The organism is Halomonas sp. 3D7M, assembly GCF_014897885.1.
GTDB lineage: Bacteria > Pseudomonadota > Gammaproteobacteria > Pseudomonadales > Halomonadaceae > Vreelandella.
The window spans coordinates 20,677-24,909 of record NZ_JABUZF010000226.1 but is presented as its reverse complement, the minus strand read 5'-3'; the positions used below and the strand labels follow the sequence as shown (position 1 = coordinate 24,909).

3 protein-coding genes and 1 pseudogene are annotated in these 4,233 nt (G+C 52.6%); 1 reads left to right on the top strand and 3 read right to left on the bottom strand.

Going from position 1 to position 4,233, the window contains the following annotated elements; genetic code table 11:
- Positions 1–1,530 (bottom strand): molecular chaperone HtpG (gene htpG / locus INT22_RS12760; protein WP_193068339.1); only part of this gene is annotated, 1,530 nt, incomplete at its 3' end.
- A 102-nt stretch (positions 1,531–1,632) separates the two neighbouring features.
- Positions 1,633–1,980 (bottom strand): YkvA family protein, encoded by a 348-nt coding sequence (locus INT22_RS12755; RefSeq protein WP_193061277.1) that lies wholly within the window; start codon positions 1,978–1,980, stop codon positions 1,633–1,635.
- Positions 1,981–2,107: 127 nt separating this feature from the next.
- Between INT22_RS12755 and INT22_RS12750 the strand changes: the two genes are divergently transcribed.
- The gene (locus INT22_RS12750) at positions 2,108–4,060 is read left to right on the top strand and encodes a transglycosylase SLT domain-containing protein (RefSeq protein WP_193068338.1); all 1,953 of its coding nucleotides are present in this window, start codon (positions 2,108–2,110) and stop codon (positions 4,058–4,060) included.
- A 33-nt stretch (positions 4,061–4,093) separates the two neighbouring features.
- Here INT22_RS12750 and INT22_RS20985 read toward each other — a convergent pair.
- A pseudogene (locus INT22_RS20985) lies at positions 4,094–4,233 on the bottom strand (LysE family translocator); the annotation flags it as partial.

The window sequence follows — 4,233 nt, the reverse complement described above, 5'->3', positions numbered from 1 at the left end:
TTTCTTCTCTTCCTCGTCTTCCACATCGCCAAGGTCCAACTCACCTTTAGCCACATCGGCAAACGATTTACCATCAAACTCGGTGAGATGACTCATTAGCCACTCGTCAATACGGTCCGATAGCAGCAGCACTTCGATACCTTTCTTACGGAAGATCTCTAAGTGCGGGCTATTTTTCGCCGCATTAAAGCTGTCGGCGACCACGTAGTAAATCTTCTTCTGCCCCTCTTTCATACGCTCAACGTAGTCGACCAGTGACTGCTCCTGGGCGGCAGTATCGGTATGCGTTGAAGCAAAACGGAGCAGGCCAGCAATCTTTTCGCGATTGGCGGCGTCTTCACCTGGCCCCTCTTTTAGCACGCTGCCAAATGTATTCCAGAAGGTCTGGTACTGCTCATTGTCTTTCGCCAACTTCTTGAGCATATCCAACGCACGCTTGGTCAACGCACCCTTGATCTTATCGACCTTGGGGTCTTGCTGGAGCAGCTCACGAGAAACGTTCAGAGAGAGATCGCGGGTATCTAATACGCCCTTGATAAAACGCAGATACAGGGGCAAGAACTGCTCCGCGTCGTCCATAATGAACACACGCTGAACATACAGTTTAACGCCTCGCGCGCCATCACGATCGAACATGTCAAACGGTGCACGACCCGGCACATACAGCAGGCTGGTGTACTCCAGCTTACCCTCAACCTTATTGTGGCTCCAGGTCAGCGGATCGCTAAAATCGTGGGCAACGTGCTTGTAAAATGCCTTGTACTCGTCCTCAGTGACATCGCTTTTCGGACGAGCCCATAACGCAGTCGCTTCGTTAACCGTTTCCCACGTGGTGATTTCACTGCCTTCAATATCGTTGCCTTCGTCGTCCTTCGCCGTTTCGGTTTTAGGCATACGTACGGGCACTTCAATATGGTCGGAGTATTTGCGCACTAGCCCTTGCAGGCGATAGTCGTCGGCAAACTCTTTAGCATCGTCTTTAAGATGCAGCGTGATTTCAGTACCGTGACGTTCACACTCAATATCAGCAACGGTGAACTCACCCTCACCCTTTGAGCGCCACTCGACCCCTGCTGAGGCGTCAGTGCCCGCTTTGCGGGTGTGTACCGTCACTTCATCAGCAACGATAAATCCAGAGTAGAAACCTACCCCGAACTGGCCAATCAACTTAGCGTCTTTCTGCTGCTCGCCAGAGAGCTGCTTTAGGAACTCTGCGGTACCTGAGCGTGCGATAGTACCCAGATTCGCAATGACATCATCGCGATTCATGCCAATGCCATTATCACGTAGCGTGATGGTGTTAGCCTCGCGATCATGCTCAATTTCAATGCGCAGCTCGCTGTCACCTTCATAAAGCGCATCGTTATCAAGTGCGGCATAACGCAGTTTGTCACAGGCATCAGCTGAGTTAGAGATCAGCTCGCGTAAAAATATCTCCCGGTTAGAGTACAGGGAGTGAATCATTAAATTTAGGAGTTGCTTAACTTCCGTTTGAAAGCCAAGAGTTTCTTCCTGGGTTGCCGTCGTCATGCGCTTAGCCCTCATTAATCACGTTGTGCTTGGCGCTCCTGCCTAACGTTAGGCAAGAGCGGAAAAGGTTGTGAACTCAATATGGGGATAAGCGGCGGGATTTCAAGAAGGTGAGTGAGAAGAAGCGGCTGGCGTTTGCTCTGCATATTTCCAATTACGATATTCTGACAGGTGGGCATCGACACGATTAAGTAACCAACCTACGATCAAAACATCATCAACAATGCCAATCATTACGAGAAAGTCGGGAATAAGATCAAAAGGCATGACAAGATAAGCAAGTGCTAGCGCCATCAGCCCAAAGGCCGACCAGGGAATAGGGCGAAAACTGCCTCGCAGCACGTCACGCGTCATAGGCAAAAACAGCTTTAGAGCTCGGCCAATGCGTTTCACTGCCCATACACGTGTTTTGAGCCGTCGAAACAACCACCACGTAGACATTCGTGCCATCGTTATTGAATCCTCTAGGTTTCGTAATTATCAGAACATTGTTGGCACATTTAGTTCATCATCGACCCAGCAATACAGTTCTAGCACTATAGCGGCTAGACACCATTAGCGAGCAAGAGGGAGTGCCATGCAAGCTTCGCCATTTCGATTAACATTTCGCAGCCTATTTGCGGCAATGCTCATCGGCTTACCAACTGCCTCCTGGGCAACATCTGACTCAGCGATGCGTGAGGCACTTGAAGCTGCACGTCAACAGCAGTGGCAACAGATCAATGACCGCGCGATAGAGGGGCATATCCTTAGCGGCTATGTTGACTACCATCGCCTACGTAGCCAATTGCCTAATGCAGCCCCCAGTCAAGTGCTGCAGTTTATCGAGCGCCATGCTGATTCACCGCTATCAGAATGGATGCGTGGCCAAGCGATCGCAAAGTATGGCTATGCGGGCCGATTTGGCGACCTGCTTGCCGTTGCTGACGGCGTACCAACAGGCACTGCTCGTCAGTGTTACTACTACACAGCTCTCTTGGATAGAGCACCTGCTGAAGCTCGCGAAGCGGGGCTTGAGCTGTGGCTCGTGGGTAGCTCCCAGCCAGATGCCTGCGACCCGCTGTTCAATCGCCTTCGCGCGGATGGCACCATTGATGCCACGGCAATTTGGGAGCGTAAAATGCTCGCCTGGCAGGCGGGCGAAGAGCGCTTAAGCAGCTATCTAGGCGGGTTGTTGAGCAGTCAGTGGCAAACAGCACTGAATACCGCTGAAACGGTCATAAACTCATCAGGCGCGCTTGCCTCAGCACCTACCTGTCTTGGCCCTGAATGCGCTGCCACGGCGGCGTTTTATAAAGCCGCCATGCAGCGCTACACGCGTGAAAACACCCCAGCAGCCTTCTCAACGTGGCAAGCCATTGGGCCACGCCTCAACTTAGCCCATACTGACCGCCAAGCGATCGAAGAAGAACTTGCGTTTTATGCACTCGTACGCAACGTTCCTGGCACCCTTTCCTGGGTCGACAGCGTCCTACCCTCGCTGAACAGCGAACGCGTATTAGAGTTGCGCGTTCGCGACGCTCTGGCCAAAAGACAGTGGACCGATGTCGTCCACTGGATCACTGAAATGCCTAGCAGTCAGCAGGAAAGTAGCCGCTGGCAGTACTGGCTAGCCAGGGCCAATGAGCAACTGGGTAATCGTGACGCAGCGTTAGCGCGTTACCAACAAGCAGCAACCGACCGAAGTTTCTATGGCTTTGCTGCTGCCGAAAAACTCAACCAACCCTACCAGCTCAACTTAGAACGCAACCATTTTGACGAAACCACTAGGGCACAAACGGCACGCCTGCCGGTGGTTCAGCGCACTGAAGCACTCCTACGTATAGGCGAAGATGGGTTAGCCAACAGCGAGTGGCTATATGCCGTACAGAATGGCACACCTTATCAGGCGCGGGCGCTCGCCGATTACGCCGCTCACCAGCAGTGGCATGCTCGCTTAGTGCAAACCACGATTGCAGCTGAAATGTGGGACGCGCTGGATTGGCGTTTCCCAGCGGCTTATCGTGATAGCTTCCTACATTGGGGCCGCATAACCGGCGTCGACCCTTATTTACTGATGGCCATTACCCGGCGTGAAAGTGCTTACAACCCAGTCGCCCTTTCGCCTGCGGGTGCCCGGGGATTAATGCAGTTAATGCCAGGCACTGCTAGCCAAGTTAGTCGTCAACTGGGGCTAAATGATCCAGGTCCTTACGGCGTTTTAGAGCCTGAGCTTAATATTCGCTTAGGTAGCACCTACTTGCGTGACAAGCTGGAACGCTATCAAGGTAATCGGTTGGCCGCCACCGCCGCTTATAACGCAGGACCAGGCAGAGTAGATCAATGGCTAGGCAACAACAGCATGGAATCGTTTGACCTGTTTGTAGAAAGCATTCCTTTCCGGGAAACCCGAGATTATGTGCAGGCCGTGTTGAGCTATCGGGTTATTTTCGAAAGTCTGGCAAACGGCGGCAACAGCGAGGGTGTCTCACTGCTTAGTGAGAGTGAGCAGGCCGTTCGCTATGACCACGCGCTGCTTGTAAGCCGATAACCTCGACACACCCTCCACTGACACAGCGCCCGGTTATACCGGGCGCTGTTCTAACGCTAAACGAACGCCAAATACCACTAGCACCACACCGGTAGCGGCATTGAGCGTTTGTGCAAAACGAGCGCTGGCCAACCATTTACTAGCCCCACCTACCATTAGCACCACGCTAATTT

What these genes read in the sequence shown, in the direction of transcription:
- INT22_RS12755 (WP_193061277.1), bottom strand. Translation starts at nt 1,980, where the DNA reads ATGGCACGAATGTCTACGTGGTGGTTGTTTCGACGGCTCAAAACACGT.
- INT22_RS12750 (WP_193068338.1), top strand. Translation starts at nt 2,108, where the DNA reads ATGCAAGCTTCGCCATTTCGATTAACATTTCGCAGCCTATTTGCGGCA.